Annotated in this window: 23 protein-coding genes, 2 tRNA genes and 1 riboswitch; of the genes, 16 read left to right on the top strand and 9 right to left on the bottom strand. The window is 60.1% G+C overall.

Annotation, left to right across the window (positions count from 1 at the left end; genetic code table 11):
- Nucleotides 1-6 precede the first annotated feature (6 nt).
- Nucleotides 7-567 carry a membrane integrity-associated transporter subunit PqiC gene (locus P5689_RS08620; RefSeq protein ID WP_235075536.1) on the top strand — a complete coding sequence of 187 codons (561 nt, stop codon included), beginning with the start codon at nucleotides 7-9 and terminating at the stop codon, nucleotides 565-567.
- 119 nt (nucleotides 568-686) lie between these two features.
- Here the strand turns inward: P5689_RS08620 and nusG are convergent, their stop codons facing one another.
- From nusG to P5689_RS08635, 3 genes are all read right to left on the bottom strand, one after another.
- Nucleotides 687-1,217, bottom strand: coding sequence for a transcription termination/antitermination protein NusG (gene nusG / locus P5689_RS08625; protein WP_023979810.1), 531 nt, complete (start codon nucleotides 1,215-1,217; stop codon nucleotides 687-689).
- 11 nt (nucleotides 1,218-1,228) lie between these two features.
- Complete coding sequence (secE, locus tag P5689_RS08630) at nucleotides 1,229-1,525, bottom strand: preprotein translocase subunit SecE (RefSeq protein ID WP_081866850.1); 297 nt, start codon at nucleotides 1,523-1,525, stop codon at nucleotides 1,229-1,231.
- An 83-nt stretch (nucleotides 1,526-1,608) separates the two neighbouring features.
- Nucleotides 1,609-1,685, bottom strand: a tRNA-Trp gene (locus P5689_RS08635).
- A 184-nt stretch (nucleotides 1,686-1,869) separates the two neighbouring features.
- On the opposite strand from P5689_RS08635, the gene P5689_RS08640 reads away from it, so the two are divergent.
- Nucleotides 1,870-1,943, top strand: a tRNA-Gly gene (locus P5689_RS08640).
- An 80-nt stretch (nucleotides 1,944-2,023) separates the two neighbouring features.
- On the opposite strand, the gene P5689_RS08645 is transcribed toward P5689_RS08640, so the two are convergent.
- Nucleotides 2,024-2,584, bottom strand: a complete 561-nt coding sequence (locus P5689_RS08645) for a cupin domain-containing protein (RefSeq protein ID WP_285532840.1) — start codon at nucleotides 2,582-2,584, stop codon at nucleotides 2,024-2,026.
- Between the two features lie 470 nt (nucleotides 2,585-3,054).
- Between P5689_RS08645 and atpH the strand changes: the two genes are divergently transcribed.
- From atpH to atpC, 5 genes are read left to right on the top strand one after another with little or no spacing between them, the layout of a single operon-like run.
- Nucleotides 3,055-3,603 (top strand): ATP synthase F1 subunit delta, encoded by a 549-nt coding sequence (atpH, locus tag P5689_RS08650; protein WP_408868569.1) that lies wholly within the window; start codon nucleotides 3,055-3,057, stop codon nucleotides 3,601-3,603.
- The gene (gene atpA, locus P5689_RS08655) at nucleotides 3,603-5,138 is read left to right on the top strand and encodes a F0F1 ATP synthase subunit alpha (protein WP_035444199.1); all 1,536 of its coding nucleotides are present in this window, start codon (nucleotides 3,603-3,605) and stop codon (nucleotides 5,136-5,138) included. The genes atpH and atpA overlap by 1 nt, the downstream gene beginning before the upstream one ends.
- A gap of 9 nt (nucleotides 5,139-5,147) precedes the next feature.
- Nucleotides 5,148-6,023: a F0F1 ATP synthase subunit gamma gene (locus P5689_RS08660; RefSeq protein WP_122048766.1), complete on the top strand. Its 876-nt coding sequence runs from the start codon at nucleotides 5,148-5,150 to the stop codon at nucleotides 6,021-6,023.
- Between the two features lie 26 nt (nucleotides 6,024-6,049).
- Nucleotides 6,050-7,504, top strand: coding sequence for a F0F1 ATP synthase subunit beta (gene atpD / locus P5689_RS08665; RefSeq protein ID WP_285532845.1), 1,455 nt, complete (start codon nucleotides 6,050-6,052; stop codon nucleotides 7,502-7,504).
- A gap of 4 nt (nucleotides 7,505-7,508) precedes the next feature.
- The gene (atpC, locus tag P5689_RS08670; RefSeq protein ID WP_023979816.1) at nucleotides 7,509-7,928 is read left to right on the top strand and encodes an ATP synthase F1 subunit epsilon; all 420 of its coding nucleotides are present in this window, start codon (nucleotides 7,509-7,511) and stop codon (nucleotides 7,926-7,928) included.
- Nucleotides 7,929-8,332: 404 nt separating this feature from the next.
- On the opposite strand, the gene queF is transcribed toward atpC, so the two are convergent.
- Nucleotides 8,333-8,803, bottom strand: coding sequence for a preQ(1) synthase (queF, locus tag P5689_RS08675; protein ID WP_023979818.1), 471 nt, complete (start codon nucleotides 8,801-8,803; stop codon nucleotides 8,333-8,335).
- 29 nt (nucleotides 8,804-8,832) lie between these two features.
- Here queF and rnd point away from each other — a divergent pair, with 29 nt between their 5' ends.
- Together rnd and P5689_RS08685 are read left to right on the top strand one after the other, a co-directional pair.
- Complete coding sequence (gene rnd / locus P5689_RS08680; RefSeq protein WP_285532847.1) at nucleotides 8,833-10,017, top strand: ribonuclease D; 1,185 nt, start codon at nucleotides 8,833-8,835, stop codon at nucleotides 10,015-10,017.
- Between the two features lie 298 nt (nucleotides 10,018-10,315).
- Entirely contained in the window at nucleotides 10,316-11,065 is a 750-nt protein-coding gene (locus P5689_RS08685; RefSeq protein ID WP_285532849.1) for a GcrA family cell cycle regulator, read from the top strand.
- 82 nt (nucleotides 11,066-11,147) lie between these two features.
- On the opposite strand, the gene P5689_RS08690 is transcribed toward P5689_RS08685, so the two are convergent.
- Nucleotides 11,148-11,663, bottom strand: a complete 516-nt coding sequence (locus P5689_RS08690; protein ID WP_035444197.1) for a polymer-forming cytoskeletal protein — start codon at nucleotides 11,661-11,663, stop codon at nucleotides 11,148-11,150.
- A 477-nt stretch (nucleotides 11,664-12,140) separates the two neighbouring features.
- Here P5689_RS08690 and P5689_RS08695 point away from each other — a divergent pair, with 477 nt between their 5' ends.
- The 4 genes from P5689_RS08695 to P5689_RS08710 all read left to right on the top strand — a co-directional run bounded on the left by P5689_RS08695 (nucleotide 12,141) and on the right by P5689_RS08710 (nucleotide 16,829).
- Nucleotides 12,141-13,118, top strand: coding sequence for an adenosine kinase (locus P5689_RS08695; protein ID WP_285532853.1), 978 nt, complete (start codon nucleotides 12,141-12,143; stop codon nucleotides 13,116-13,118).
- Nucleotides 13,119-13,426: 308 nt separating this feature from the next.
- Nucleotides 13,427-15,250 carry a translational GTPase TypA gene (gene typA, locus P5689_RS08700; protein WP_062163757.1) on the top strand — a complete coding sequence of 608 codons (1,824 nt, stop codon included), beginning with the start codon at nucleotides 13,427-13,429 and terminating at the stop codon, nucleotides 15,248-15,250.
- Nucleotides 15,251-15,472: 222 nt separating this feature from the next.
- Nucleotides 15,473-15,769 (top strand): hypothetical protein, encoded by a 297-nt coding sequence (locus P5689_RS08705; RefSeq protein ID WP_122048949.1) that lies wholly within the window; start codon nucleotides 15,473-15,475, stop codon nucleotides 15,767-15,769.
- Nucleotides 15,770-15,995: 226 nt separating this feature from the next.
- Nucleotides 15,996-16,829, top strand: a complete 834-nt coding sequence (locus P5689_RS08710) for an SDR family oxidoreductase (RefSeq protein ID WP_285532855.1) — start codon at nucleotides 15,996-15,998, stop codon at nucleotides 16,827-16,829.
- A gap of 86 nt (nucleotides 16,830-16,915) precedes the next feature.
- Here P5689_RS08710 and P5689_RS08715 read toward each other — a convergent pair whose 3' ends face one another.
- Genes P5689_RS08715 through P5689_RS08725 form a run of 3 tightly spaced genes read right to left on the bottom strand, consistent with a single transcriptional unit; the run spans nucleotide 16,916 to nucleotide 20,398 of the window.
- Nucleotides 16,916-18,175, bottom strand: coding sequence for a D-amino acid dehydrogenase (locus P5689_RS08715; RefSeq protein WP_023979251.1), 1,260 nt, complete (start codon nucleotides 18,173-18,175; stop codon nucleotides 16,916-16,918).
- Nucleotides 18,172-19,317 (bottom strand): alanine racemase, encoded by a 1,146-nt coding sequence (gene alr / locus P5689_RS08720; protein ID WP_285532856.1) that lies wholly within the window; start codon nucleotides 19,315-19,317, stop codon nucleotides 18,172-18,174. The genes P5689_RS08715 and alr overlap by 4 nt, the downstream gene beginning before the upstream one ends.
- 58 nt (nucleotides 19,318-19,375) lie before the next feature.
- Nucleotides 19,376-20,398, bottom strand: a complete 1,023-nt coding sequence (locus tag P5689_RS08725) for an NAD(P)/FAD-dependent oxidoreductase (RefSeq protein ID WP_285533867.1) — start codon at nucleotides 20,396-20,398, stop codon at nucleotides 19,376-19,378.
- 209 nt (nucleotides 20,399-20,607) lie between these two features.
- Nucleotides 20,608-20,719: riboswitch (SAM-I-IV-variant riboswitch) on the top strand.
- A 58-nt stretch (nucleotides 20,720-20,777) separates the two neighbouring features.
- Between P5689_RS08725 and P5689_RS08730 the strand changes: the two genes are divergently transcribed.
- From P5689_RS08730 to P5689_RS08740, 3 genes are all read left to right on the top strand, one after another.
- Complete coding sequence (locus tag P5689_RS08730; RefSeq protein WP_285532857.1) at nucleotides 20,778-21,803, top strand: low specificity L-threonine aldolase; 1,026 nt, start codon at nucleotides 20,778-20,780, stop codon at nucleotides 21,801-21,803.
- On the top strand, nucleotides 21,800-22,438 hold the full coding sequence (locus P5689_RS08735; RefSeq protein ID WP_285532858.1) for a trimeric intracellular cation channel family protein: 639 nt from the start codon (nucleotides 21,800-21,802) through the stop codon (nucleotides 22,436-22,438). The genes P5689_RS08730 and P5689_RS08735 overlap by 4 nt, the downstream gene beginning before the upstream one ends.
- A gap of 111 nt (nucleotides 22,439-22,549) precedes the next feature.
- On the top strand, nucleotides 22,550-23,482 hold the full coding sequence (locus P5689_RS08740) for a glycosyltransferase family 2 protein (RefSeq protein WP_285532859.1): 933 nt from the start codon (nucleotides 22,550-22,552) through the stop codon (nucleotides 23,480-23,482).
- Nucleotides 23,483-23,491 lie beyond the last annotated feature (9 nt).

Genomic DNA, 23,491 nt, shown 5'->3' on the forward strand with positions numbered 1-23,491 from the left:
GGTGTCATGGGTACTGCACTGACCGCCTGTGGCAGCGACCCGACGCTTTATTCTGTGGCGTCTGTTCCCGGTGTGGCCCAATCTGGTGGGCCGGTCACGGTCGAAGTGCGAACCCCGGTTGTAACGGCCAGCCTCGATCGCGATGAAATCGTGCGACAGGACAAGGACTACAAGCTGGAAATTGCCAAGGGAAATGCGTGGAGCGAGCCGATCGGTGACATGATTGGCCGTGTGCTTACGCATGATCTGGCCCAGCGCCTGCCGGGCAGTACGGTCTTCGCGCAGAACGATGCCGTCTCGACCAAGGCGCAGGCCTTTGTTGAAGTCACGATTACGGCGTTCAACGCGGATCAGCAGGGCAACGCCCTGCTGACGGGATCGCTCTCGGTGCATGGCGACAAGCCGGGCATCGGCCCCAACCTCACTGTGCCGGTGCAGCTTCAGGCCCATCTGGACAACAAACGGGCCAACACGCTCGTGGCGGGGCTCAGTACGTTAACCGGTCAGCTCGCCGATCTGGCTGCGCAGAAAATCCGCGCTCTGCCGGTATTGCCGATCACGCCCTGAGGGTAAGTGGGGCCTTGCCCCGCTCCCGCTGGGGAGACAGGTTTGCCTGCCTAGCGGCAGAGGACATAAAAAAACCCGCCTCCTTTCGGGGGCGGTTTTTTTTGTCTATCGCGAGACGATCAGAGCTTTTCGACCTGTGTATAGTCCAGCTCCACCGGGGTGGAACGACCGAAGATCGAGACGCTGACCTTGAGGCGCGAACGTTCTTCGTCCACTTCCTCGATAACGCCATTGAAAGAGGTGAACGGGCCATCGGCCACGCGGATCTGCTCGCCAATCTCGAAGGTAAGCGCGGAACGCGGACGCTCCACACCTTCTTCCGCCTGCTTGAGCATACGCTCGGCTTCGGCTTCGGTAATGGGGGATGGACGATTGCGCGTTCCCAGAAAGCCGGTGACCTTGGGTGTGTCCTTGACCAGATGCCATGCATCATCGGTCAGTTCCATTTTCACCAGCACATAACCGGGGAAGAACTTGCGCTCGGCATTGATCTTGCGACCACGACGAACCTCGGTGACGTCCTCTGACGGAACCAGCACTTCCTCGAACTGGTCGCTCAGACCCTTCTGGGCTGCCTGTTCCTTGATGTGGGTCGCAATCTTCTTCTCGAACCCGGAATAGACATGCACGACGTACCAACGCTTAGCCATGGTTGTTCGTCTTAGCCTCCAACGCCAAAGAGTTCGCGCACGCCAAGCCCGATGACCTGGTCGACAACGAAAAAGAAAACTGAGGTAAGGGCAGCCATGGCAAGGACGGCGCCCGTAGTGACCAGCGTGTTACGGCGTGTCGGCCAGGTGATCCTGGTCGCTTCCGTACGTACGTCCTTCAGGTACTGAACCAGATTGAAACGGACGGCTGGTTTGGACGAGGGTTTCGGGGCGTCTTTCGAAGCGCCTCCCTTGGAGGGCGAAGACTGCTGCGACCCGTGTTTTGGGGTAGTGACCGACACCGTCATCCTCATATTCTTCAGAAAGCCGCGCGTGGCGGAATACCGCGCCCGACTCCGCTCGCTGGAGTAAACCAGCGGCTGCGGCGTGGTGGCAGGGGCGGAGGGTCTCGAACTCTCAACCTCCGGTTTTGGAGACCGGCGCTCTAGCCAATTGAGCTACACCCCTAGCGTCGTCCGCCTGGTCAACCGTCGAGGATGAAACATCCGGTCGGGTTGGGTCATGACGAGACCACTTGCGGCGTAATGCGGCGCTCGGGCTTTTAAGTCAAGAGATCATTTGCAGTTTTTCGAGCAAAACTGTCTCTTGCTTCAACGCGGGATCAGCGTTAGGGAGAGCCATCAGCTGAAGCGCGGGCGTAGCATAGTGGTAATGCAGTAGCCTTCCAAGCTTCTGAGGAGGGTTCGATTCCCTTCGCCCGCTCCAGCCGATATCCCTCCGGAAAAATCAGTCTTTCTTAAAGGCTAATGTCTCACGCCCTGCCGTGGGCTAATGCATGTCGCCTTTCATTCGGTCGCACAGGGCCTGTGGCTCGCATGGGCCGAGGCGAATTGCGTGATCATGAGCGCAACTGGCGCGTCACCCACATTCCCGGACAGATGGCCTATATGGCCCTGTGCATCGGACTTCGCCCCGACATCCTCACTGAGAAGAGCATCGCCAGGGTTCAGCTCGACGCGCGTGCCATCCATGCTTTGCACGAACCACACACCCTGAATGGGGATGATCCATTGCACGCTCTCAGGGGCGTGCCAGCCACCCTTCCAGTGGGCGGGCTGGATGCTGGTCACCATGCGCGCCTCACCCTGCTGGGCATGGTTCACCCATTGCGGATCGGCGTGGGCAGCAAGGCGGCTCAGGGTAAAATTCTTCAGCTTGCATTTCGTGAGATGGCTCACACCCTGCTCATCGGTCCAGTTATCCCAGTAAGGCACACCGGCAGGTTGCTCGACGGATGGCATCTCGGGTTGGGCGAGAGCCGTGAAGGGCATCATCGCTGCCAGAATCGAAATAGAAGATAGCGTGCGGCGACAGAGTAGAGGGCGGGCAAGGTAGGCGGCAAACATCAGGTAAGGGGGCCTTTGGCTCTTGGTTGGGGGTGGTGGCGGGGTTTTGGCAAAATCACACGCATAAGTGCAACCTCGGGAACCAACCGGTCTCGCATCGGGTATCCCCGCGAGAGAGTCATGACGCTGCCTTGAGCCTGCATGGGTGCAGGTCCTGGCAAGGGGGGGTATTTGGGCAGGGGCTTCCCGCCAGAAGAAAGGCAAGGCGGCGATTTCAGCGCCTCGGGGCCCAGAGTGTCAGTTGCACTTGGCGCGGCCTGCGTGCTAGACGCCCCGCGAGGCCTGATCCGTTATTGCGGAATCGGGACGAACAGTCTCGTTATCTGAGTCATGATCAATCGGTTCCATGAACGATGCGTTGGGCACATGCCCTGCACTATGGTCGCGATGGTCATCAGGATGTTTGTGTAATTGGGGTGGGAACGCCGGACGTGACAGTGGTCGAAACAGCCGAGGCACCGCAGGTCAGCATGGATGCATCGGGGGGCATGGCGCAACGCTACGCTCTCGCGCTCTATGAATATGCTGAAGAGAAATCGGTGCTCCCTGAAGTGCTGGATCAGGTGCGCGCCCTGCGCAAGCTGATTGCGGAAAGTGCGGCACTGCGCGAATTTCTGGCCGACCAGAGCCTCGATTCCCGCCAGGCAGGCCAGGGCCTGGAAGCTGTTCTCAAGGCGCAGGGCTTCAGCGAGACGCTCAAGCGCTTTGTTGGTGTGGTGTCACGCAACCGTCGTGCATCACGCATTGATGAAATTCTCGGTGCCGTTCTTGCCCTCGACGCCAAGCGCCGTGGCGAGACGATTGCCGAAGTGCGCAGCGCGCAGCCTCTGACGGCTGGTCAGCGCAGCGCCTTGCAGACTCGTCTGGCCGAGGCGGGCTATGCCCGTGTCTCCATGATCGAGCGCGTTCAGCCTGAGCTGATCGGTGGTCTTGTCTTACAGATTGGCGCCAAGCTTTTTGATACCTCCATTCGCGGGCGTCTGACCCGCATCCAGAATGCCATGAAGGGAGCCGCGTGATGGATATCCGTCCCGCAGAGATTTCGGACATCCTCAAGCAGCAGATCGCGTCCTTCAACGACGAAGCGCAGGTCTCCGAGACGGGCACCGTCCTGTCCATCGGTGACGGTATCGCGCGCGTCTATGGCCTGTCGAATGCCATGTCCGGCGAAATGGTCGATTTCCAGGCTACGGGCGACCGCGGCATGGTGCTGAACCTCGAAGAGGACAGCGTCGGTATCGTCGTGTTCGGTGATGGCGATGGCATCCGTGAAGGTGACACCGTCACCCGTACGGGCGCCGTGGTTGAAGTGCCGGTCGGCAAGGGGCTCCTGGGTCGCGTTGTTGACGCGCTCGGCAACCCGATCGACGGCAAGGGCCCGCTGACCGACGTCGTCATGAAGCGCGCCGAAGTGAAGGCTCCGGGCATCATGCCGCGCCAGTCCGTGTGCGAGCCGATGCAGACCGGTATCAAGGCGATCGACGCCCTGGTGCCGATTGGCCGTGGCCAGCGTGAACTCGTGATCGGTGACCGTCAGACCGGCAAGACCGCCATTCTGATCGACACCATCGTGGCCCAGAAGCCTGTCAACGCCACGGGTGACGAGAAGCAGAAGCTTTACTGCATCTATGTCGCTATCGGCCAGAAGCGTTCGACCGTTGCCAATCTCGTTCGCACGCTGACGGAAGAAGGCTCGATGGAATACTCCATCGTCGTCGCCGCCACGGCGTCCGACCCGGCACCGATGCAGTATCTTGCACCGTACTCGGCCTGCTCGATGGGTGAGTTCTTCCGTGACAACGGCATGCACGCCCTGATCTGCTATGACGACCTGTCCAAGCAGGCTGTGGCCTATCGCCAGATGTCGCTGCTGCTGCGTCGTCCGCCGGGCCGTGAAGCTTTCCCGGGTGACGTGTTCTATCTGCACTCGCGTCTGCTCGAGCGCGCCGCCAAGATGTCCGACGAGTTCGGCGGTGGTTCGCTGACGGCTCTGCCGGTGATTGAGACGCAGGCTGGTGACGTTGCCGCCTATATCCCGACCAACGTGATTTCGATCACTGACGGTCAGATCTTCCTGGAGACCGACCTGTTCTACAAGGGCATCCGCCCCGCCGTAAACGTCGGTGGTTCGGTGTCGCGCGTTGGTTCGGCTGCCCAGATCAAGGCGATGAAGCAGGTTGCCGGCAAGATCAAGCTCGACCTCGCCCAGTACCGTGAAATGGCTGCGTTCTCGCAGTTCGCTTCCGATCTGGACCCCGCTACCCGCAAGCAGCTTGAGCGTGGCGCACGCCTGACGGAACTGCTGAAGCAGCCCCAGACATCGCCGCTGCCGGTTGAAGAGCAGGTTGTCGTGCTGTTCGCCGGTACGCGTGGCTTTGTCGATGTGGTCAAGGTCGATCAGGTCGTGCGTTACGAAGCCACTCTGCTGGCCGAAATGCGCAGCTCGGGCAAGGCCATCCTCGACGCCATCCGCACCGATCGTCAGATCAAGCCGGAAGTCGAAGCCAAGCTGACCGAACTGCTGACGGCGTTCAACAAGCGCTTTGCAGCCTAAGGACGGACCATGCCCTCGCTGAAGGAACTGCGCGCCCGGATCGCGGGCGTGAAATCGCAGCGCAAGATCACGAGTGCCATGAAGATGGTCGCAGCGTCCAAGCTGCGCCGTTTTCAGAAGCATGCCGAGGCCTCGCGTCCCTATGCTGCCGCCATGCGCCGCATGTTGTCCGAGCTTGCGACGGCAACTTCAGGCCAGGGCGAGTTGCCCGTGCTTCTCGAAGGCGGCAAGGGTTCGACCCATCTTATCGTTTTGCTGACCAGCGATTTCGGTCTGGCGGGTGGCTTCAATGCCAATCTGGTGCGCTCGGTGCGTCAGATCGTCTCGCGTCTCGAATCGCAGGGCGAAACGGTGCGTATCCTGCCGGTCGGCCGCAAGGGCGGTGAGGCCATGGCGCGCATCTTCCCCGGCAAGCTGATCGAGCGTTACGAAGGCACGGCTGGCCGCGAGGTGCAGTTCCAGAAGGCTGTCGACCTCGGCCAGCGCGTTACCGAGCTGCTTACCGATGGTCAGGTCGATCGCGTGACGGTGGTGTTCAACCGCTTCGTCAACGCCATGACCCAGATCCCGACGGAAGAGGCGCTCGTTCCGCTGCCCGTGGCCGAGAACGACAACGCCAGTGAATATACCGCTCAATATGAATTTGAGCCCAATGAAGCCGAGCTGCTCGCTCAGCTTCTGCCGCGTAATATCCAGGTCCAGTTCTTCGCTGCGCTTCTTGAAAGTGCGGCTGGTGAGCAGGGTGCACGCATGACGGCCATGGATAACGCGACACGGAATGCAGGCAAGGCGATCGACTCTCTGTCGCAGCGCTATAACCGCACCCGCCAGAGCAACATCACCAAAGAACTTATCGAGATCATCTCCGGCGCTGAAGCCGTCTGAGACTTTTACGCAGGAGCCGAAATACGATGTCCGAAACTCTGTCGTCTGCCAGCAGCAACGTCGTGGGTCGCGTGACGCAGGTCCGCGGTCCCGTGGTCGATGTCCAGTTCGAAGGCACGCTGCCGCATATCCTCAATGCGCTGCACGTCCAGATTGGCGACCAGACCCTCGTGCTCGAAGTGGCACAGGAAATTGGTGAGCGCGAAGTGCGCTGCATCGCCATGGACAGCACCGATGGTCTGGTCCGTGGTAGCGAAGTGAAGGATACCGGTGCCCAGATCACGGTGCCGGTTGGCCCGGCGACGCTCGGCCGTATCCTCAACGTCATCGGCGAGCCCGTCGATGAGCGCGGCCCTGTCGTGTCCGACAAGCACTATCCGATTCACCGCAAGGCTCCCTCCTTCGAGGACCAGGCTGCGGCTTCCGAGATTCTGGTCACCGGTATCAAGGTTGTCGATCTGCTCTGCCCGTACCTCAAGGGCGGCAAGATCGGCCTGTTCGGTGGCGCTGGCGTTGGCAAGACCGTTATCATCCAGGAACTGATCAACAACATCGCCAAGGCTCATGGCGGCGTGTCCGTCTTTGCCGGTGTCGGTGAGCGTACGCGTGAAGGCAACGACCTGTATTTCGAAATGCAGGATGCCGGCGTGATCAAGATCGGTGAAGACGGCTCGACGGCTGGCTCAAAGGTGGCGCTGGTTTATGGCCAGATGAACGAGCCGCCGGGTGCCCGCGCCCGCGTGGCCCTGTCCGCCCTGTCTCTCGCAGAATATTTCCGCGATGAGGAAGGCCAGGACGTGCTGTTCTTCGTGGACAACATCTTCCGCTTTACCCAGGCCGGTTCGGAAGTTTCGGCTCTGCTGGGTCGTATTCCTTCGGCCGTTGGCTATCAGCCGACGCTGGCCACCGAGATGGGCGCCCTTCAGGAGCGCATCACCTCGACCAAGAAGGGCTCGATCACCTCGGTTCAGGCCGTTTACGTGCCTGCCGACGATCTTACCGATCCGGCACCTGCCGCGACCTTCGCCCATCTTGATGCCACGACCGTGCTGAACCGCTCGATCGCGGAAATGGGTATCTATCCGGCTGTTGACCCGCTCGATTCCACCTCGCGTTCGCTCGACCCGAAGATCGTCGGTGAAGAGCACTATCAGGTGGCCCGTGACGTGCAGCGTATCCTTCAGACCTATAAGGGCCTGCAGGACATCATCGCGATCCTGGGCATGGATGAGCTGTCGGAAGAGGACAAGCAGGTCGTGGCGCGCGCGCGTCGCATCCAGCGCTTCCTGTCGCAGCCTTTCCACGTTGCCGAGGTCTTCACGGGTTCGCCGGGCAAGCTCGTCGCTCTCGATGACACCGTGCGCAGCTTTAAGTCTATTGTGGCCGGTGAGTATGACCACCTGCCGGAAGGCGCTTTCTACATGGTCGGACCGATCGAAGAAGCGATCGCCAAGGCCGAGAAGATGAAGGAGTCGGCGTAAGCCCATGCCGGTTCAGGTCGAAATCATCAGCCCGGAAAAGCTGCTCTTCCGCAAGGAAGTCGAAATGGCAGTCATCCCGGGCGAGGAAGGCGATATCGCGGCCATGCCGGATCATGCGCCGATCATGCTCCTGCTGCGCGGTGGCGTCGTCTCCCTCTATGAGGGGGGCGTCGTAACCGAGCGCTTCTTCGTCTCCGGTGGTTTCGCCGACATTACGGCAGATCGCTGCACGATTCTCGCTGACGAGGCCCTGCCGATCAAGGACATCGTCCTGACCGAAGCAGAGTCGCGCCTCGAGACCCTCGAGCTTCAGCTGACCAATGTCGCAGCTGATGACCTCGCGGACATCGAGCGCATCTCCCGCAAGATCCAGTCCACCCGGGCTGCAATCGAGGCGGCTGAGGCTGCACACCCGATCTACTGATCGGGCATACCCGTTACCGAAAAGGCCGGCTCCCCTTCGGGTGCCGGCCTTTTTGTTTGATGTTTGTATCGGGGCCGACATCGGGTCCTGGCATAAGGCAGTATGGTCCTTACATCACCTTGGATATCAGAGGCATGCCGCCGCCCGATGTGCTGCGATAATAGCCCTATTCTGGGGACAGAGAGAGGCGGTTGGACCTTGGGCACCTCCGGATCAAGGTCCTCAGCCGGCTTGTCAGAGCAGACCTGATTGAGGAATGCGTCTAGCCTGAATAAGCGCCAATGCCTCCTTGTCCGGGTCAGCGCCTATTCTCACTGGGTGCTTTCCCTCAAGCTTTCAGGGCAGATGTCTATGTCAGAGGCACCATTTGGACTGTCCAGCCCGTCCGGGCTGGTTTTGCGGTCTCAGCCGCGACCGCGATAGCCGGGAACATCCTGTGCAGGCACCCACACGCCCTCGGGCGGTAGGCCAGTCTGCCAGAACACGTCGATGGGAATACCACCGCGCGGATACCAGTAAGCACCAATACGCAGCCATTTCGGGTTCAGCACCTCGACCAGTTTCGTGGCAATGCTGACGGAGCAATCCTCATGAAACGCACCATGATTGCGAAAACTGGTGAGATAGAGCTTGAGCGACTTGCTCTCGACGATCCATTCATCCGGAATATAGTCGATCACGATATGAGCGAAATCGGGCTGACCCGTCACCGGGCAGAGCGAGGTAAACTCTGGTGCGGTGAAACGCACCACATAATCGCGGCCCTTATGCGGGCTCGGCACGCGTTCGAGCGTTGCGGTTTCCGGGCTGTCCGGCTGCACGGTCTGTCGGCCAAGCTGGCTGAGTGCCGCGAGATCGTTCTCTGATGTGGTCATGTGGGTCTGCCCTGATGTATGGATGGGAAATGCAAGTGTCTCAAGCCGGTTTCCCAGCCCCAGTCATCGTGTCTTCTACAGACGATTTGGCGCAACTCTGCGCCCGACTCAAGCAGGAGCCGTTCGTTACGATCGATACGGAGTTCGTGCGCGAGCATACATACTGGCCGGAACTTTGCGTGGTGCAGCTCGGTGGCGTGTCGGATGTTGCCGTGATCGACACCCTGGCACCAGGCATCGACCTTGCGCCGCTGGCCGATCTGCTGGCAACGGAAAGCTGCGTCAAGGTCTTTCACGCTGCCCGACAGGATCTGGAAATCTTCCTGCATCTGTTCGATGTCCTGCCGCGCTCCATTTTCGACACACAGGTGGCGGCAATGGTGGGGGGCTATGGCGATCAGGTGGGCTACGATACGCTCGTCAATGCCATTACCGGCGCGAGCATCGACAAGACCCATCGCTTCAGCGACTGGGCAGCGCGCCCCCTGTCCAAGGCACAGATCGCCTATGCCGCAGCAGATGTCACGCATCTGCGCGATGTCTATCTTGCCCTGCATGACGAACTGGAAAAGCAGAACCGTCTGCACTGGGCTGATGCCGAGCTTGCTGTCCTGAACGATCCGGCAACCTTCCGCCCCGATCCACGCCGCCAGTGGGAGCGGCTGAAGGCCCGCACCAATAACCGTCGCATGCTTGGCGTCTTGCGCGAGGTTGCGGCATGGCGTGAACTCGAGGCGCAGGCGCTGAACATCCCTCGTCAGCGCCTTATCCGCGATGAAAGCCTGCTCGAAATTGCGGCTGTTCGCCCGCAGGATACTGACGCTCTCTCCCGCGTGCGTGGTGTCTCTCGTGGTTTTGCCGAGGGCAAGGCCGCACCGGGTCTTCTGGCGGCAATTCAGACAGGGCTTGATCTGCCCGAGAAGGACCTTCCGCGACCGCCGCGCAAATCCGAGGGGGCCAAGCCTTCTGCGGCGTTGGTTGCGCTGCTCAAGGTCGTGCTTGCCGCCAGTTGCGAGGCCAACCGCGTGGCCCCTAAGCTTGTCGCGACGAGTGAGGATCTGGACAGTCTGGCACTAGGTGAAACCGATAGCCCGGTTCTCAAGGGATGGCGCCGCGCCGTTTTTGGCGAGGATGCCCTTGCGCTTCTGCGAGGTGATATCCAGCTTGCCGTTGAAGGCCGTTCGGTTAGGCTGATCCGCGACGATCAGGCCTGAAGACTGCTCTGATTTGGTGCTAGATCCTGCCGTGCGGTAGCGCCCGGAGGCATCATGCGTAGGCAGGGCGCGGCTCAGGCGAAGCCTGAGAGGAAATGCTAGAGGGGATCAGCGACCGGCAGCCCCTGTCAGAGATTGTCACGTCATTCTTTGGTAATTCGCGCGGGTTCAGATTGACTTGAGCAAGAGCTCTGTGTTTATGCGCCAGTCTCATCATAGAAAAATCCGATTTACGGATTGAGCAAGTCGTATCGACACCCTAGTTTTACGTCACAGGACTGAATGAGGAGCACGGGCGATGGAATGGACTGACGAAATAATCTCCCGTCTTCAGACGCTTTGGCAGGAAGGACTATCGACAGCCGAGATCGGGCGACAGCTCTCGATCACGAAAAATGCTGTCGTGGGCAAGGCTCATCGTCTTGGTTTGCCGCCACGCCCTTCGCCCATCCGTGCTGCAGCCAAGTCCCGCAAGGATGCTGCTCCTGAGACGGGCGTGGATACCACATCGGCGCCGTCCGCTGAAGCTGTCGCGCCAAAAGCTGCGGAACCGGCCACAATCCCGGCCAGCGAAAAGCCGCCTGTCAAAGCTGCTGAAAAACCCGTCGAGGCGGTGCAGGAAAAGACCAGTGAGGTTGTCGGCGTCAAGGCAGCACCTGCTGCACTGGTAGAGGATGCGCCGGCCCCGGTCATGGCTGGCCGTCAAACCGCCACCACGCCGACATCGTCTGCTGCCGGATCGGCTTCGGCCAGTCCTGCTGCGACAAGCGAAGATGAGCCTGCCACTGCCGCGAAATCCGCTCCGCCCCGCAAATCCGCAGAGGCCAAGACCATGGCGCCAGATCTGATGCTCCGCCCGCTCCTGCGCCCGCTGACGGCCGATACGTCGCCGCGTCGTGGTCCGGCTTGCTGCTGGCCCAACGGCGATCCTGGAACCCCCGGTTTCCATTTCTGCGGAGCCAAGCCCGTTCCCGGCAAGCCCTACTGCGCCGAGCATTGCGCGATTGCTTATGTGAAGCTGCGTGACCGTCGCGAAAGCGTTGGCTGAGACGAGCCTGAACAAGGATGAATGAAAAAAGCCCGGTCCTGCTGGACCGGGCTTTTTTTTTGTTGCCTGTCGCCAAAACGGATCAGGCTGAAGGGGTGGTCTCTTCAGTCTTCTCAGTTGCGGGGACGGGGGCTTCAACAGGGGCCGGGCGAGCAGGCATGTCGCCTGTGATCATTTCCAGATGACCCGTGATCTGGCCACCATCCTCGACCTGCAGGCGGCGGGTGCGCGTCTTGCCAATCAGACGGCCCGTAGCACGCACGGTCAGATTGCCACGAACGGTCAGTGTGCCGTCGATCGTGCCCGCAAGGTCGGCATCCTCAACTTCGATTTCACCGCGGAAGACACCACCCTGTGCAACCGAAAGCTCGGTAGCCTGAAGCAGCGTGGCCTCAACCGTTCCCTCGACAACAAGACGCTCGGCATCCTGAATCGAACCCTGCACCGAAATGCCGCGTCCAACGACCAGCGTGCGGCGGTCGGTTGCTTCACGACGCCCGCCAGGTGCCGAAGCCGCTGCTGCCGCGGGGCGGGCAGGGGCTGCCGGGGTGGCAGGCGTGGCAGGTGAGGGAGGGGTGGGGAACGGCGAACGACCCATCGCGGCAGAATCCTTGACTTGTGAGGCTGGTGAGGCGTCAGCCGCTGGGGCCGGACGCTCGGGGAAAAGCGAAGCGCTGCCCGTCGTAGGGGCAGCCGGTTTTTGGCCGATACTGGCCGATGCACCTGAAGATGAGGGCGTTGCTGTATCTTCTGGTTTGCGTCGTTTGAACAAGAGAACCCCGCTGCGCGTTCTGAAAGGTGGCGGTTCGGGTGCCGCTGGCGGCTGGTGACAGACGCAAAATCACCTCAGAGGTGCTTCACGCCCTAACCCGGCTTACACGTTATGTTGCGCAAGCGACAAGCGGATAAACAGCAGGTTTTCGCGGTTTTTGACCCTGACCCGGTCTTGTGTCATGGCCTGTCGGAAAGAATGCCGAACCTGTCGTTCACGCAACATTACGATCACGTCTGATCATGTTGATTTCATGGCGTGAACTCTGTTTTCTCCACTTAATTTCATCGCATCGGAGCCCTCATGACTGCACCCACTCTCGATCTGCTCTGCATCGGCAACGCTATTGTCGATATTCTTGCACAGGTTTCGCACGAGACACTGACGGCGCTCGGCTCGCCACTGGGCAGCATGACATTGATCGATGCCGATCAGGCAGCGTCTATCGAGGCAAAGATCACCCCGGAGCAAATCATGGGTGGCGGTTCCGCCGCCAACACGGCGGTCGTTGCAGCCCGTCTGGGCGCTCGCGTCGGGTATTTGGGCAAGGTGGCAGATGATGAGGCAGGGCTTGGCTATGCCCGAGACATCGCCGCGCAGAAGCTGTTCTACCCCTCAGCCCCCGTCCGGAATGCCGATCGCCCCACCGCGCGTTGCATCATTCTCGTCACGCCTGACGGGCAGCGTACCATGCACACCTATTTGGGCATCTGCACCGAGTTCGGACCCGAGGATGTGGATCAGGCCGCCGTCTCCGCCGCTGCCGTGACCTATATGGAGGGCTATCTGTTCGACAAGGACCGCGCTCAGGCCGCTTTCATCCTTGCGGCCGAGACGGCGCACAAGGCCGGTCGCCGCGTGGCCCTGACCCTGTCGGATACGTTCTGCGTGGCACGCCATCACGCTGCCTTCCGTGCGCTGGTCGCCGGGCATATCGATATTCTCTTCGCCAATGAGGCCGAGATTTGTGCCCTCTACGAGACCGAGGATTTCGACGCCGCCGCCACGCAGGCCGGGCGTGACGCTGCCCTTGTCGTGCTGACCCGCAGTGAGAAGGGCGCGGTCATTCTCTCAAATGGCGAGAAGCTGGTCGTTCCGACGGAACCCGTGAAGGTGGTCGATACGACGGGTGCGGGCGATGCCTTCGCTGCTGGATTCTTGGCTGGACTGGCCAAGGGCCGCAGCCTCGAAGCATGTGGTCGTCTGGGCAACGAAGCTGCTGGTGCGATCATCACCCGCATGGGGGCACGCCCTGCCGCGGCTTTCGCGCTCAAGGCCTGAGGGCTGTTTCGGGGCGCCGCCCCGAACCCTGCCAAAGGGCGGTCGCCCTTTGGAAACTCGCGCCTCGATACCGTGCCTCACTACACAGGGACGAAAGGGCTTACTTCTATCAAAGAGGCGGGGCAGGGGCCTGTATTACGTTAGAAGAAGGCCCGGAAATGCTAAAAAACCCGGTCTTTCCGATCCTTTCATTGCACTCTGACGGGAAATTGTGCAGAACACGGCCAATCCGTCAGTCCCGGCTTTGTGTCGTTCCCAGGGAGCGATCCGGCAGGGCATGACCCTGCAAGCCCGATCAGGACCGCTTCATGGAAATCCGTAACATCGCCATTATCGCGCACGTCGATCATGGCAAGACCACCCTTGTTGACCAGCTTCTCAAGCAATCCGGCTCGTTCCGCGAAAACCAGCACGTTGCTGAGCGCGCGATGGACAGCAATGACCTCGAGCGTGAGCGCGGCATTACCATTCTTGCCAAGTGCACCTCGGTCGTCTGGAACGAGACGCGTATCAACATCATCGACACGCCGGGCCACGCCGATTTCGGTGGTGAGGTCGAGCGTATCCTGAGCATGGTGGACGGCGCGATCATCCTGGTCGACTCGGCTGAAGGCGCTCTGCCGCAGACCAAGTTCGTGCTGGGCAAGGCGCTGGCCCGTGGCCTGCGTCCGATCGTGGTCGTGAACAAGATCGACCGTGGCGATGCCCGCCCCGACGAAGTTCATGAAGAAATCTTCGACCTGTTCGCAGCTCTGGGCGCCGACGAGCATCAGCTCGACTTCCCGATGCTGTACGCTTCGGGCCGTCAGGGCTGGGCCGATCTGGAAATGAACGGCCCCCGCAAGGATCTGTCCCCGCTGTTCGACCTGGTGCTGCGCCACGTGCCGACGCCGGGCCTCGATAAGGAAGCGCCGTTCGGCATGGTTTCGACCATTCTCGAAAGCGACAACTTCCTGGGCCGCATCCTGACGGGTCGTATCGAGCAGGGCCGCGCCCGCGTGAACATGCCGGTGCGCGTGCTGCGCCCCGATGGCACGATCGTGGAAACGGGTCGTCTGACCAAGCTGCTGTCGTTCCGCGGTCTGGACCGCGTGCCGGTGGATGAAGCCGAAGCCGGTGATATCGTGGCTGTGGCCGGTCTGTCCGACGCCACCATTCCCGACACTATTGCAGACCCGGCTCTCGATGCGCCGCTGCCTTCGACCCCGGTCGATCCGCCGACCCTGACCATGACCTTCCGCATCAATGACGGCCCTCTGGGCGGTCGCGAAGGCAAGAAGGTGACGTCGCGCCAGATCCGTGACCGTCTGTTCAAGGAAACCGAAGGCAACGTGGCCATCAAGGTGACCGAGAGTGCCGAAAGCGAAGCCTTCGAGGTTGCCGGTCGCGGTGAACTCCAGCTTGGCGTGCTGATCGAGACCATGCGTCGCGAAGGCTTCGAGCTGACCATCGGTCGCCCGCGCGTTCTCTTCCGTAACAACGAAGAGACCGGCGAGCGTGAAGAGCCGTACGAAGAGGTTCTGGTCGACGTTGACGAGCCCTATTCGGGCGTGGTCGTCGAAAAGATGTCGATGCGTAAGGGCGTGATGCAGGACATGCGTCCGTCGGGTGGTGACAAGGTCCGTCTGACCTTCCTCATCCCGTCGCGCGGCCTGATCGGCTACCACGGCGAGTTCCTGACCGACACGCGCGGCACGGGCATCATGAACCGTCTGTTCGCGGGCTATAAGCCTTATGCAGGCACGATCGATGGCCGTCGCAACGGCTCGCTGATCTCGGCAGAAGACGGTGCGACCACGCAGTACGCCCTGTTCTCGCTGCAGGATCGTGGCACGCTGTTCGTCGAAGCTGGCGAGAAGATCTACACGGGCATGATCCTGGGTGAGCATTCGCGCGAGAACGATCTCGATGTGAACGCTGTCCGTGAAAAGAAGCTGACCAACATCCGTGCCGCAGGCAAGGACGATGCGCTGCTTCTGACGCCGCCGCGCAAGATGAGCCTTGAGCAGGCTATCGCCTATATCGAGGACGATGAGCTGGTTGAGGTGACGCCTTCCGCCGTACGTATCCGCAAGCGCTACCTGGACCCGAATGAGCGCAAGCGTATGTCGAAAGTCAAGTCAGACGCCTGACACTAAGGAAAGGCCACCATTCGGTGGCCTTTTTTTATGATCGTGTCGGCATTAAGGCATAAACATGCCTTTACGGTGCGATTACACGTATTTTATCTAATTTTCCTCAAGACGAGACTGAAAAATACTGATAGCGTTTGTAACGTCATAAGTGCAGGCGGCCTGTTCTACAGTCTGACTGACGCCTGTGATTATGTGAATTCGTATTCTGGAGCTTGTTTTATGCTCGTTTTCAATCGTCGTCTTCTTACCGGTGTTGCCGCTCTTGCCATGACGCTGAGCGCCCCTGCTTTCGCTCAGACCACGCAGGAAGCCGCCCCTGCTGCTGCAGCTCCCGCTGCCCCGGCAGCCGCGCCTGCTGCTCCGGAAGCTACGGCCCCGGCTCCGGCCTCTGAAGCAGCTCCCGCTGCTCCGACGGAAGACAAGGCTGCCACGCATAAGGGTAAGCACAAGCACAAGCACAAGCACCACAAGAAGGGTGCAGCAGCTGCCGCCGAAAAGGACGCTGCAGGCAACTGATCGATCACATGATCGAGTTTGAAAGACGGGGCCCGAAAAGGCCCCGTTTTTTTGTGCCTGTCACTTCGGGTCTATCTCATTGGTTTCCTGGCCGATTGATGAATGATCGATATAGGTTCACGCTGAACGGGGCGTCTAATCACCGGTAATGCTCGCCTTTATACCTCTCTCCATCGGCGATGCTTCTTTAAGAGGCATACCCATACGGGAACGGGAGACAGGGATAGTGAGCAGGGAAATCGTGGTCGTCATCGGTGCGGGTGGTATTGGTCTGGCCATTGCGCGACGACAGGGCATGGGCAAGCATCTGCTCCTGGCCGATATCGATCAGGCTCTGTTGCAACGCACGGCTGGGACCCTGCGCGACGCCGGCTATGACGTGGCAACCCAGGTGATCGATGTCTGCTCGCCAGAAAGCGTTCACACACTTGCCCAGATGGCTGCTGCAATGGGGCCGGTCATGCAGGTGATCAATACGGCTGGCGTTTCGCCCAATATGGCGCCACCCGCCAAGGTGCTTGAAGTCGACCTTTACGGTGCTGCACTGGTATTTGAGGCCTTTGGCGAGGTGATTGCCTCTGGTGGATCAGGCCTGATCGTTGCCAGCATGGCAGGGCATATGCCCCATCCACTTTCCCCGTCGGACGAGACGCAACTGGCGCTGACCCCTGCGGCCTCACTGCTTGAGCTGCCCTGCCTGCAACCTGATGTCATCACTGACAGTATGGTGGCTTATATCGTTGCCAAGCGCGCAAACAGTCTGAGGGTGCAGGCCGAGGCGGTGAGATGGGGCACACGCGGTGCGCGGGTGAACGCCATAAGCCCAGGGATTGTGGTCACCCCGCTTGCCACGCATGAACTGGCTTCCGCATCGGGTGACGCCTATCGCGCCATGGTCGAGGCCTCACCGGCGAAACGTATGTCACCCCCTGATGAGATCGCAATCGCGGCTCATTTTTTGCTTGGGCAGGATGCCGGTTTCATTACGGGGGGTGATCTGCTGATCGATGGCGGTGTTATCGCGGCCATGCGTGCGGGGCAACTATCTGCACCGGGCTGAGCATTGGTGTTTCCGCGAGGCCCGGCAGGAAGGCATTCGAGGGGGAGGATCCCCCTCTCATACTTAGGCCAAAGCCTTATGTGGCTTCAGGACGTGTAGCGGTCCAGCGACAGATCCAGTGAGGGGATGTCGGTGCGCTTGCCGCTGATACGGTCGGCGAGGATACGACCCGAGCCGCAGGCCATGGTCCAGCCCAGCGTGCCGTGGCCCGTGTTCAGCCACAGATTGCTGTAGCGCCCGGACGGACCAATGACGGGTGTGCCATCCGGCGTGCAAGGGCGCAGCCCGGTCCAGTAGCGGGCACGGCTCAGATCGGCACCGCCGAACATGTCGTTGAACGACAGTTCGAGCGTTTCGCGACGGTCCTGGCTCAGCTTGAGGCGCCACCCGGTCAGCTCCGCCGTACCACCAATGCGAATACGATCGCCAAGGCGCGTCATGGCAACCTTGTAGGTCTCGTCATTGACTGTAGAGGTCGGGACACGGCTCTCATCGGTGATCGGGGCTGTCAGCGAGTAGCCCTTGACCGGATAGACCGGCAGGTCGAGTTCGATGGGCTTGAGCAGGCGGGGCGAGTAGCTGCCCAGTGCCAGCACATAGGCATCGGCTGTCAGGCGGCCCGCACTGGTGCGGATACCATAGATGGCGTCGCTCGCCGCTTCGATGGCCTCGATTTCGGTGCGGAAGCGGAAGCTCACGCCCTTCTCTGCTGCCATGGCGGCAAGGCGCTGTGTGAAGAGATAGGCATCTCCGGATTCGTCACCGGGCAGACGCAGGCCACCCTTGAGAATCTGACGCGCACCGGCGAGGCCAGGCTCGTATTTCAGCACGTCGTCCATGCCCAGCAATTCGTGGGCAACGCCGCTTTCCTCAAGCAGGCGCATGTCCTCATGGGCATGTTCGATCTGCTTGTCGGTGCGGAAGAGCTGGATCAGGCCCTTCTGTCCATCGTCATAGGTAATGCCGGTGCTGCGGCGCAGTTCGGCCTGACAGTCACGGCTGTATTCCGCAATGCGCAGCATACGGCTCTTGTTGATGTCATAGGCATGATGGGTACAGTTGGTCAGAAGCTGCGTCATGAAGCGCAGCATCGGCATGTTGACGGCGGCAGCACGCACAACCAGCGGCGCATGCTTTTCGAGCATCCAGCGCATCGCCTTGAGGGGCAGGCCCGGCATGGCCCAGGGCGTGGAATAGCCGGGGGAGACCTGACCGGCATTGGCGAAAGAGGTTTCGAGTCCGACGCCCGGCTGACGGTCGATGACCTCGACCTCATGACCCTGCTCGGCAAGATACCAGGCTGTGGTGACGCCGATGACACCGGCGCCCATGACGATGATCTTCATTGTGAACTCTCGATATATTCACGATGGAAGCGCTTCCCGAGTCCGGTCAGCAACTCATATCCGATCGTATCCAGTGCCGCGGCCAGTTCGTCCAGCGGACGATGGGGGCCGATCAGCTCGAAACCGGTGCCGGGGGGCAGGGGGCTGTCTCCCAGCGCGGTCAGATCCAGCGCCATGCAGTCCATCGAAATCCGCCCCACGATGGGCAACAGGATATCAGGGCTGTCAGGCAGAACGGCGCTGGCAAGGCCACCGCCGCGTCTGTGGAAACCATCGGCATAGCCGACGGAAAGGGTTGCGATACGCGTGGGCTTTGTCGCGATGAAACGCGCGCTGTAGCCTACCGCCACATCCGGGGCGATCCAGCGATCCTGCACCATGCCGGCCAGCAGGGTGACAACCGGATGCATGGGATTGGCGCGATCCGGGGTCGGGTTGCCGCCATAGAGGGCATAACCAGGCCGGACCAGATCATGATGGAAGGCTTCCCCCAGAAAGATACCGCTCGACGCTGCAAGACTGGCAGGCAGGGCCGGGAGCTTGCGGCGCAGGGCCTCGAATTGTAGGCGCTGTCCCTCATTGCGCGGCGAATGGTATTCATCCGCGCAGGCCAGATGGCTCATGATGTAATCAATGGCCAGATCGGCAAGGGTGTTTTCAGCAATGAGCGTATCGATATCGGCCTCGGACAGACCGAAGCGCGACATGCCGCTGTCGAGCTGAAGCAGACAGGGGGAGCGCACGCCCGTATCGCGGCCCAGCGCGGCCCAGCGGCGCACATGGTCGAGGCTGTTCAGAACCGGTGTGAGCCCTTTGTCCTGCAAAAGCGCCTCGCTGCCTGGTGCCGGGCCATTGAGGATACAGATGGCAGCATCGGCCGCCAGAATGGGGCGTAGCTCCAGCCCCTCCTGAACGGTGGCAACAAAGAACCGGCGGCATCCGGCGCGATAGAGGGCTGGGGCGACACGCGTCACACCCAGCCCGTAGGCATCCGCCTTCACCGCGGCCCCGACGGCGACATCGGGTCCCACACGGGATTTCAGCAGCTGGTAATTCTGCTTGATGGCGTCGAGGTCGATACGAAGCCATCCACCGGCACGTCTGACTGCGTCGGTTTGCGCCTCGTCTGGCTGGGTTGTCATCAGGGTTCGCGTCTTTCGATCATTTCGGGATCATACTAAACCGGGGCCCTGTCACGGCTCAAGACCCTGACGGCACACCCTTACTTGTGGAATATTCAAAGTGAAGGGCCTGATCGGGGTGGACGATAGGGTGAATGGCATGGGCTGCCATGGCTCCCTCGCTGAACCCCTGCAGGATCAGCTTCAGCTTGCCGGGATAGGTGGCGATGTCACCAATCGCAAAAACGCCCGGCAGGCTGGTTTCCATGCTGGAGGGCGTGACGGGAATCGTGCTGCGCACGGTATCGATATTCCAGGTGGCAATTGGGCCGAGATCGGTCGAGAGACCATAGAAAGGCAGCAGCGTATCGGCTTCGATGCGACGGGTCTGGCCCTCGAGATCGATCACATCGACCGCGGTAAGGGCACCATTCTCGCCCTGCAATGCGTAAAGCTGATAGGGCACGACTTTTTCGATACGCCCTTCAGCCACACGGGATTCGATCTGGGAGAGGGTTTCGGGCGCACCACGGAAGCGGTCGCGGCGATGAAGCAGGTAGATCTTTTCCGCAATGTCGGAGAGCGACAGCGCCCAGTCGAGGGCGGAATCGCCACCGCCTGCCACCACAATGCGCTTGCCTGCAAAATCGGCGCGCTTGCGCACGTAATACTGAACAGCGCCACTCGCCTCATAGGCATCGAGACCATCGAGCGGCGGGCGATTCGGGCCGAACGCACCCGCTCCTGCCGCTATGATCACGGCGCGCGCCGTCACCACATTGTTCTTGTCTGTCTCGAGCGTGAAGGCGCCGCGCTGGCCCGACAGCTTTTCCACGCGCTGGCCCAGAAGGCGGGGTACATCGAAGGGGGCGATCTGGGCATCGAGCGCGGCAATCAGGGCACCGCCTTCAATCGAGGGGTGCGCCGGAATGTCATAGATCGGCTTTTCAGGATACAGCGCCGCGCATTGGCCACCAATCTCGCTCAACGCGTCAATCAGCACGCAGGAAAGTTTGAGCATGCTGCACTCGAACGCGGCAAAAAGCGCGGTCGGCCCTGCACCGATAATGGCTACATCGATGTCGAGAGGGGTCTGGCCCATGTCAGCTGTCATCCATATCTGTCCGGCCTGTTGGCCCGGTCATGCTTCGCAACGAGGCTGAAAGAAACCACATTCTTTCCTGCGATGCACCCCCCTCATATGGCTTGTGTGCCTGTTGGGCCGTGTCACTCTGTTTGCAGGCGATTGTCGGCTAACATATGGCCGAAGAGGCTCACCCTTGCCGTGGCGCTGGGGCTTTGATACGAGAGAACCAGCATCAAGAGCCGGTATCGTTTCACCGGCGCCAACCTGCTCCCGGGCAAGGTGGTATCTCCGGGCAACCGGAGAGATGTGGCCGCTCCGGCAATCTCGGGACACGCCACACCCTCCTTGCCGCAAGCCCGTACTGCTTTTTCAGAAGCGCAAGGATTTCCAGCCTGTGGCCCAGCAATTTGCCAGTGACAATTATGCCGGTATCTGCCCCGAAGTATGGGACATCATGCATCAGGCCAATAAAGGCTCCGTTCCGGCCTATGGCGATGATGAATGGACCAGCCGCGCCGCTGACAGCTTTCGTGCACTGTTCGAGACGCGCTGCGAGGTGTTCTTTGCCTTCAACGGCACGGCGGCCAATTCACTCGCGCTGGCGGCGCTCTGCCAGTCCTATAACAGTGTGATCTGCTCGTCTTTCGCCCATGTCGAAACCGATGAGTGTGGAGCCCCTGAGTTCTTCTCCAATGGCTCCAAACTTCTGGTGGCGCGGACCGATCATGCCAAGCTTTTCCCCGAGGATATCCGGGCGCTGGCAACCTGTCGCAGCGATATCCATTACCCCAAGCCTAAGGTGGTGACGATCACCCAGCCGACCGAAACGGGCGAGGTCTATTCCCTGGCCGAGATACGCGCCATTTCAAAAACCTGCCGTGAGCTCGGGCTGCGTCTGCATATGGATGGCGCACGCTTTGCCAATGCCTGCGCGGCGCTGGGCTGCACCCCTGCCGAGATGACGTGGCAGGCCGGTGTGGATGTATTGTGTTTCGGTGGCACCAAGAACGGCATGGGGGTAGGCGAGGCCATTCTGTTTTTCGACTCGGCCCTTGCCGAAGGCTTCGACTATCGCTGCAAGCAGGCCGGGCAATTGGCCTCGAAAATGCGCTTTATTTCCGCGCCCTGGATCGGTCTGCTCGAAAGCGGGGCCTGGCTGCAAAATGGCGCGCATGGCAATAGCTGCGCCCGTGCCCTGGCCTCGCGTATCGAGGCGCTTCCGGGCTTGTCGCTCATGTTTCCCGTGCAGGCCAATGCAGTGTTCCTCAAGGCGCCGGAGGCCGTGCTGGAGGGGCTGCGCGAGCGGGGCTGGCGTTTCTACACCTTCATCGGCGGGGGCGCGCGTTTCATGTTTGCATGGGATGCCGACCCGGCCCGTGTGACGCAGCTTGCCGATGATATCGAGGCCCTTGCCGCGTGAGCCCAGCGACACTTGCTTCCATCCATGCATTATCGGCCTCCACCCTGTCGGATCTCGATATGGCAGGGACGGCAGTTTTTGCGATCTCCGGCGCGCTCGTGGCAGCCAAGGCACGGCAGAACATCGTGACCTTCGCCTTCTTCGCGGCCATGACAGGGGTCGGCGGCGGGACGTTGCGTGACCTGCTGATTGGCGCTCCGGTGTTCTGGATGCATGCGACAGCACCTCTGGCTGTGTGTCTGGGTATAGCCTTGCTGGTCTGGTTCACCCCGCATCGTTACTGGCACGAACGGGCGATCGACTGGTTCGATGGGCTGGGGCTGGCATCCTATGCCGTTTACGGCGCTGCCAAGGCCATTGCCTACGGTATCCCCTGGCTACCTGCCGCCATCATGGGCGTGGTGACAGCCTGTATGGGCGGCATCATACGCGATGTTCTGGCCGGCCTGCCCTCGATCGTGATCCGTCCGGAATTATATGTCACCGCCGCCGCGCTGGCTGCGGGACTTTATGTTGGCCTGAACGGTATCGGGGTATCGCCAGTTCTCGCTGGCGCAGTGGCTGTAACACTGGGTTTTGCTCTGCGTGGCTATGCCATTGTGCGCAAGATCGATCTGCCCACCTACAGGCGTTAGGGATATGATATAGTTCGATCCGTTAGTAAGTAGAGATCGAGAATCTGTGTCGGGCTTGTTACCTAAAACGAGATTACGGTATAGGGTATTTATCCAGATTGAGAGCATCACGTGGCCCAGCTGATTTCCCTAGTTGTCCCCTTTTATAACGAAGTGGAGACTATCGACCAATTCGTAAGTACAATTCTAGCAATTGTAGAAAGTATACCCGATGTAAAATGGGAGATAGTCTGCGTAGACGATGGCAGTGTAGATCTGACGCTTGCGAAGTTAATCTCTTATTCTTCGAGGGATAGCCGCTTCAAGCTCGTGGAGCTTTCTCGCAATTTTGGCAAGGAAGCTGCTCTAACGGCTGGAATGGATTTTGCGGCGGGTGCTGCTGTGATACCGATTGACGCAGACCTGCAGGACCCTCCCGAGCTCATAGGTGAAATGATAGAGGCTTGGAGGTCTGGAGCTGAGGTCGTCCTTGCACGGAGGATAGATAGATCGACAGATAGTCTGCTCAAACGCAAGACAGCAGCCTGGTTCTATCAGCTTCATAATCGCCTATCGAAAATCAGTCTCCCTGAAAATGTTGGGGATTTTCGACTGATGGATCGAATAGTCGTTGATGCGTTAAAGCGGCTACCAGAACGACAGAGATTTATGAAAGGTATATTTGCCTGGATAGGATTCAAGACCGTTACAATCGATTATGTTCGCGCAGAGCGGTCTGCAGGGAAGACGAAGTTTTCAGGCCTTGCATTATGGAATCTAGCTATGGAGGGGTTCACCAGTTTCTCTACAGTGCCACTGCGGATATGGACATATATCGGGGCTCTAAGTTCAGTTCTCTGTTTTTTATACGCAGCATATATTATTGTTAGTACACTGTTTTTCGGTATTTCTGTTCGGGGATATGCCTCGATTTTTGTCGCCATCATGTTCTTCGGATCTGTGCAGATGATTAGTATTGGGCTATTGGGCGAATACATTGGTAGAATATATATGGAAACGAAGCGGCGACCAAATTATATAGTTCGAAAACTTCATCAGATATAGGATGTTTCA

Source organism: Asaia sp. HumB, assembly GCF_030263835.1.
Classification (GTDB): domain Bacteria; phylum Pseudomonadota; class Alphaproteobacteria; order Acetobacterales; family Acetobacteraceae; genus Asaia; species Asaia bogorensis.